Here is a 6,520-nt window from a genome sequence, read left to right as displayed (position 1 = left end):
CGCCCGGGCCGCCGCCGGGGCCGGGCTGCGCCATCGCGACGCCCGCCGCGCCGGCCGCCAGGGCCGCCGCCAAGGCCATCATCGTCGTCATCTTGCGCGTCATCTGCGTCCTTCCGATTCATGCGGCAACTCGCCGCTGAGGGGAAACATGCGCCGCGCGTGTAACAGCGGCATTGCCCCCCCGCCCCGACGGGGTGAGGAAGAGTAACGCGCCCGTGCTCAGGGCGTGCCGGGCTCGCCCAAGTCCCACCACATGCCGGCGAAAGCCAGGATGCCCTCGCGCGCCGGCGCGATCAGCAGGTGCTCGTCGGGCCCGTGCTGCTTGCAGCCATTATAGGAATGGGGAACCCAGACCAGCGGCACGCCGAGATGGTCCACGAACACATCCCCCGGTAGCCCGCCCGAGGCGTTCGGGATGATCTGCACCTTCTTGCCCAGCGACTTCGCCATGCTGGCCTGCGCCCAGCGCACCCAGGGATGGTCCGGATCGGTGCGGGAGGCGGACATGCGCATGAAGGATGTCTGCATTTCCACCTCCGGGAAGCCGTGCGCGTCCAGGTGCTCGCGGATGGCCTTGGCGAAGGTGGCGGGGTCGGAATCCACCGTGTAGCGGATCTGGCAATGCGCCCGGGCATCCGGCGCGACCGCGTTCACCGGGTTCTCTGGCCGGCCCGAGATCATCGACAGCACGATCAGGCTGTTCCAGCCATAGATCTTCTCGGCACTGGTCAGGCCCGGTTCGCCCCAGCCCGCGTCGATGGTGGCGGCATCGCCACCGCCGCCGACCGGGCAGCCGGCCAGCACCGCGCGCACGGAATTGGGCATCGAGGGCGGCAGAATGCCGCGCACCAGGACCTTGCCGTTGCGGTCCATCATGGAGGTCAGCGCGTGGGCGAGGATGATCGCCGGATCGCGCGTGAGACCGCCCCAATGGCCGGAATGCACCCCACCCGGGCGCAGCTTGACCAGCAGGTCGAAATGGAAGGTGCCGCGCGTGCCGGTAGCGATGGTGGGGACCTCGGGCTCCACGCGCGGGCCGTCGGAGGCGATCAGCACGTCGGCGGCGAGGTCCTTGGCATGGGCGGCGACGAAGTCGCGCAGGCCCTTCGATCCGCGCTCCTCCGCCATCTCGAGCACGACCTTGACGTTGAAGCCGAGCTTCCCGCCGCGCTCAGCCAGCACCGCCTCGAGTGCTGCGATGTTGAGCGCGTGCTGGCCCTTGTTATCGGCGGTGCCGCGGCCGTACCAGAGGCCGTCCTCCTCGGTGAGCCGCCAGGGGTCGAGGCCCTGGCGCCACTGGTCCTCGAGCCCGCGCACCGTGTCGCCATGGCCGTACAGCAGCACGGTCGGCCGCGACGGGTCCTCGATGCGGATGCCGGTCAGGATCGGGCCGAAGCCCTCGAGCGGGTTCGGCCGCACCAGCACCTCGAAGCCGAGCCGTTCCAGCCAGGGCCGGATGGCGCCGTTCAGGTAGCGGTCGAGATCGGCCTCGCGGCCCTCCTCCTGCGCGGTAGAGGGGATGGCGACCAGGTCGGCGAGCAGCGACCTGAAGCCGCCATTGTCGAAGAAGGTCGCTGCGCGCGTCAGGGCGCCGTCGCGGCTGGGCATGGCGTGCATTCCCCTCAGACGATCTGGTTCACCAGCGCGGCCTCGCCACGCTGCAACCGGCCGATGTTCTCCATCATGAAGTCCAGCACGTTGTCCTCGTATTTGTGCGTCTCGCCGCCCGTGTGCGGCGTGATCAGCACGTTCGGCATGGCCCAGAGCGGGCTGTCCTGCGGCAGCGGTTCGTCCGCCGTCACATCGAGCGCGGCGCCGGCGATGCGGCCGGCCTGAAGGGTCGCGACCAGCGCGGCCTCATCGACCACGCGCCCGCGCGCGACATTCACCAGGTGCGCGGTCGGCTTCATCGCCGCCAGCGCGGCGGCGCTGACCAGACCGCGCGTCTCGTCGGTCAGCGGGCAGGCGAGCACCACGAAATCCGCGCGCGGCACCAGCGAGACGAAGTCGCGGAAGGAATGCACCTCGTCCGCGCCCTCCGCGCCGCCCGCCACGTTCTGCCGCACGCCGATCACGTTCATCCCCAGCGCCTTGCACAGCCGCGCGATGCGCCCGCCGATGCGGCCCAGCCCCACCAGCAGCACGGTCTTGCCGCCGGCCTCGTCCTCGCGCTTGCTGAAATCGCCCATCATGCCGCGCCAGATGCGCTTCGCCTGGTTGTCGCGTGCTTCGGGAATGCGGCGCAGGATGGCCAGGATCTGCGCGATGGCGTGCTCGCTCACCGCATTGGCGTTGATGCCCTGGCCGCTCGCGAGCCGGATGCCGGCCGCGCGCAGCACGTCGCGGTCATACTGGTCGGTGCCGGCGCTGGCGGACTGCACGAAGCGCAGCTTCTTTGCGATGGCCGGCAGGTCGTTGCGCCACATCCCCGAACACACCAGCACATCGGCCTGGCCCACCTGCGCGTCCAGCTCCTCGCGCGAACGCACCTCGATGGCGCGGATGCCGGTGTTGCGCAGCGCGAAGCGGTCGCCGAAGCGATAGGCGACATGGGCGAAGCAGATGGTCAGTTGGTCGCGCGGCGGCAGCATCGGCGGCTCTCTCCCCGAGGTCGTGGTCGGGCGCGACCGTGACCCCGGGCGGGAAGCGGCGCAAGGGGCCGGCGCGACGCCTCAGCGCGTGCGGGTGGTGGCGGCCGTGGCGGATCCGCCGCCGCTGCCCGATCCGCCCCCCAGGATGACCGCCAGCGCCGCCGCCCCGGCCAGGCCGATCGCCGCGGCGGCTGTCGGGCCGGTCAGCGGGTCGCCTTGCGGCGTCGCGACCACGAAGCGCTGCTGCTGCGGGCGCGCGGGCGGCGCCAGGGTCGATCGCGGCGTCGCCTGGCTGCGCGGGCCGATCACCACGCCCGACCCGCCCGGCACGACCACGGTCTGCGTCTGCGCGAGGACAGGCGTGGACGACAGCGCGGCAGACATGGCGAACAGCCAGATCAAAATTCTACCCATGATAGAATTACACTAGTCATTCCTTCATCTTTTCCGCAAGCGCGCCCTGGCGCCCGGCCCGCCGCACGCGGCAGCGAATTGCCTCCCGCCGCCTTGCCAGCCGGCCGGCACCGCCCTAATCCCCGCATCACGGGAGACGACCCATGGACATGCACACCTCCACCGACGCCCATGCCGAGATCCGCGAGGAGGTGCGCAAGCTCTGCTCGCGCTTTCCCGGCGAATACTGGCGCGAGCTCGACGCGCGGCGGGGCTATCCGACCGAATTCGTGGGCGCGCTGACCGAGGCCGGCTGGCTTGCCGCGCTGATCCCCGAGGAATATGGCGGCTCGGGCCTGCCGCTCTCGGCCGCCGCCGCGATCCTCGAGGAGATCCACGCGACCGGCTGCAACGCCGCCGCCTGCCACGCCCAGATGTACATCATGGGCACCATCCTCAAGCACGGCAGCCCGGAGCAGAAGGCGAAGTACCTGCCCAAGATCGCCACCGGCGAGCTGCGCCTGCAGGCCTTCGGCGTGACGGAACCGACCAGCGGCACCGACACCACCAGCCTGCGCACCTTCGCGAAGCGCGAAGGCGACAAGTACATCGTCAACGGCCAGAAGATCTGGACCTCGCGCGCCGAGCATTCCGACCTGATGCTGCTGCTCGCGCGCACCACGCCGCGCGACCAGGTGGCCAAGCGCACCGAGGGCCTGTCCACCTTCATCGTCGACATGAAGGCGGCGCTGGGCAACGGCCTGACCATCCGCCCGATCCGCACGATGATGAACCACAATTCGTGCGAGGTCTTCTTCGACAACATGGAAGTGCCGGCCGAGAACCTGGTCGGCGTCGAGGGCAAGGGCTTCCGCTACATCCTGGACGGCATGAACGCCGAGCGCCTGCTGATCGCCTCCGAGTCCATCGGCGACGCCAAGTGGTTCATCAACAAGTCGGTGGAATACTCCAAGCAGCGCGTGCTGTTCGGCCGCCCGATCGGCCAGAACCAGGGCGTGCAGTTCCCGATCGCCAAGGCCTATGCCCAGATGCGCGCCGCCGAGGCGCTGATCCAGAAGGGCTTGCAGAAGTTCGAGGCGCACCTGCCCTGCGGCGAGGAAGCCAACATGGGCAAGATGCTCGGCGCCGACGCCGCCTGGGCAGCCGCGGAAGCCTGCGTGCAGACGCATGGCGGCTTCGGCTTCGCCGAGGAATACGACGTGGAGCGCAAGTTCCGCGAAGCGCGGCTGTACCAGGTCGCACCCATCAGCACGAACCTGGTGCTGTCCTACATCGGCGAGCACGTTCTGGGGATGCCGCGGAGCTACTGAGCATGACCGGCGTGCCGGTCGCCATCGCCTACGACTTCGACGGCACGCTGGCCCCGGGCAACATGCAGGAACATGTCTTCCTGCCGAAGCTCGGTCTCGATGCGCGCGCCTTCTGGGAACGATCGAACGCGCTCGCGACCGAGCAGCAGGGCGACCGTATCCTCGCCTACATGCACCGCATGCTGGTCGAGGCCGCCCATGCCGACGTGCCCGTGCGGCGCGAGGACTGGGCCGCACACGGCGCGGGCATCACCCTGTTTCCCGGCGTGGAGACCTGGTTCGACCGCGTGAACGCCGCCGGCGCCGCACGCGGCCTGGCGGTGGAGCACTACATCATCTCCTCGGGCCTGCGCGAACTGATCGAGGGCACGGCGATCCGCCGGCATTTCCGCGCGGTGTTTGCCTCGGGCTTCCTCTACAACGCCTCGGGTGCGGCGATCGCGCCGGCCATCGCGGTGAACTACACCACCAAGACGCAGTATCTTTTCCGCATCAACAAGGATGCGATGGACCTCGCGGACGACATGGCGGTGAACGCCTACGTGCCCGAGCACCAGCGGCGCGTGCCCTTCCGCAACATGGTCTTCGTAGGCGACGGCGACACCGACATCCCCTGCTTCCGCACCGTGAAGGAGATGGGCGGGCATTCGGTCGCGGTCTTCCCGGCCGAGGACCCCGCGCGCGCGGCCCGGACGCGCAAGCTGATCGCCGAAGGCCGCGTGCATTGCGCCGTCCCGGCCGACTACCGCGAAGGCGGCGAGTTGGAACGCCGCATCCTCGCCATCCTCGACCTGCTGGCCGCGCGCGAAGCGGTCACCGCGCCCCTGCCGGAGAACATCGCATGAGTGGTTCGCGTCCCCTCGAGGGCCTTCTCGTCGTCGCCATGGACCAGGCCGTGGCCGCGCCCTATTGCGCCTCGCGCCTCGCCGATGCCGGGGCGCGCGTCATCAAGATCGAACGGCCCGAGGGCGACTTCGCGCGCGGCTACGACAGCGTGGCGAATGGCCTCTCCTCCTATTTCGTCTGGCTGAACCGCGGCAAGGAAAGCGTCTGCCTCGACATCAAGGCGCCCGAGGACAAGGCGCTGCTGGAACGGCTTATCGCCAAGGCCGACGTTTTCATCCAGAACCTCGCCCCCGGTGCGATGAAGCGCGCGGGCTTCGGCTCCGCGGAACTCCGCGCGAGGCATCCGCGCCTCATCACCGTGGACATCTCGGGCTATGGCGAGGAAGGCGACTACGCCACTATGAAGGCCTATGACCTGCTGGTGCAGGCGGAGAGCGGCCTCGCCTACATCACCGGCCGCGCCGAGGGACCCGGGCGCGTCGGTGTCTCGGCCTGCGACATCGCCTGCGGCATGCATGCCTATGCCGCGGTGCTCGAGGCGCTGCTGTCGCGCGCCATCACCGGCCAGGGCAAGGGCATCGCGGTCTCCCTGTTCGACGGCATGGCCGACTGGATGACGGTGCCGCTGCTGCAATACGAGGGCATGGGGAAGAACCCGCCGCGCATCGGCCTCGCGCATCCCTCCATCTGCCCCTATGGCGCCTTCACCACCAAGGACGGGCACGAGGTGCTGATCGCCATCCAAAACGAGCGCGAATGGGCCTCCTTCTGCGCTCTGTTCCTCGATGAGCCGGACCTGCCGAAGACGCCCGGCTTCACCGTGAACAACGACCGCGTGGCGCATCGCCCGATGGTGGATGCGCATATCGCGAAGATGTTCGCCTCCCTGACGCGCGAGGACTGCGCCGCCAAGCTGCGCCGCGCCAACACCGCCTATGGCTTCGTGAACGACTGCGGCGGGCTGCAGAACCACCCGGCATTGAAGCGCGCCCCGGTGCAGACCGAGCGCGGCCCTGTGCCGGTCGCCCTGCCGCCGGCGCGCCTGTCCGATGGCCTGCGGCCCTTCGGCGCGGTGCCTTCGCTCGGCCAGCACACCGAGGCCGTGCGCGCCGAATTCGCCGCCTGATCAGCCCGAGCGCCGGAAGAAGGCGAAGGGCCCGCGCGGCGGCGGGATGTTCACCGCCGGCTGGGGTGAGGGCGCCGCCATGGCCGGCCGCCCGACCATCATGATCGGCGCGGCGCGGTAGGCATCGAGCCCCCGCCCCTGCCCCGCCCCGCCGCCGCCCGCCGGCAGCGGGATGATCCGCGCCCGCTCCGCGCCATTGGCCAGGCCCGTGGCGCCGCGCGCTGCACCCAGCG

Annotated in this window: 7 protein-coding genes; 3 read left to right on the top strand and 4 right to left on the bottom strand. The window is 70.0% G+C overall.

Annotation, left to right across the window (positions count from 1 at the left end):
• Positions 1-219: 219 nt before the first annotated feature.
• From HW578_RS21185 to HW578_RS21175, 3 genes are all read right to left on the bottom strand, one after another.
• Entirely contained in the window at positions 220-1,608 is a 1,389-nt protein-coding gene (locus HW578_RS21185) for a M20 family metallopeptidase (RefSeq protein WP_198372702.1), read from the bottom strand.
• Between the two features lie 14 nt (positions 1,609-1,622).
• Positions 1,623-2,591 carry a D-2-hydroxyacid dehydrogenase gene (locus HW578_RS21180; protein ID WP_198372701.1) on the bottom strand — a complete coding sequence of 323 codons (969 nt, stop codon included), beginning with the start codon at positions 2,589-2,591 and terminating at the stop codon, positions 1,623-1,625.
• Between the two features lie 81 nt (positions 2,592-2,672).
• Complete coding sequence (locus tag HW578_RS21175) at positions 2,673-2,975, bottom strand: hypothetical protein (RefSeq protein WP_198372700.1); 303 nt, start codon at positions 2,973-2,975, stop codon at positions 2,673-2,675.
• Between the two features lie 173 nt (positions 2,976-3,148).
• Here HW578_RS21175 and HW578_RS21170 point away from each other — a divergent pair, with 173 nt between their 5' ends.
• The 3 genes from HW578_RS21170 to HW578_RS21160 are packed head-to-tail and all read left to right on the top strand — an operon-like array spanning position 3,149 to position 6,287.
• Positions 3,149-4,315: an acyl-CoA dehydrogenase family protein gene (locus tag HW578_RS21170; RefSeq protein WP_232479175.1), complete on the top strand. Its 1,167-nt coding sequence runs from the start codon at positions 3,149-3,151 to the stop codon at positions 4,313-4,315.
• 2 nt (positions 4,316-4,317) lie between these two features.
• On the top strand, positions 4,318-5,160 hold the full coding sequence (locus HW578_RS21165) for an HAD family hydrolase (RefSeq protein WP_198372699.1): 843 nt from the start codon (positions 4,318-4,320) through the stop codon (positions 5,158-5,160).
• Positions 5,157-6,287: a CaiB/BaiF CoA transferase family protein gene (locus HW578_RS21160; protein WP_198372698.1), complete on the top strand. Its 1,131-nt coding sequence runs from the start codon at positions 5,157-5,159 to the stop codon at positions 6,285-6,287. Before HW578_RS21165 ends, HW578_RS21160 begins: the two co-directional genes overlap by 4 nt.
• On the opposite strand, the gene HW578_RS21155 is transcribed toward HW578_RS21160, so the two are convergent.
• A partial coding sequence (locus HW578_RS21155) for a hypothetical protein (protein ID WP_198372697.1) occupies positions 6,288-6,520 on the bottom strand: 233 nt, incomplete at its 5' end.

Source organism: Roseomonas rosulenta, assembly GCF_016106005.1.
Lineage (GTDB): Bacteria > Pseudomonadota > Alphaproteobacteria > Acetobacterales > Acetobacteraceae > Neoroseomonas > Neoroseomonas rosulenta.
Note: the sequence above shows the minus strand (reverse complement) of the source record. Positions and strands in the feature narration are given on the sequence as shown.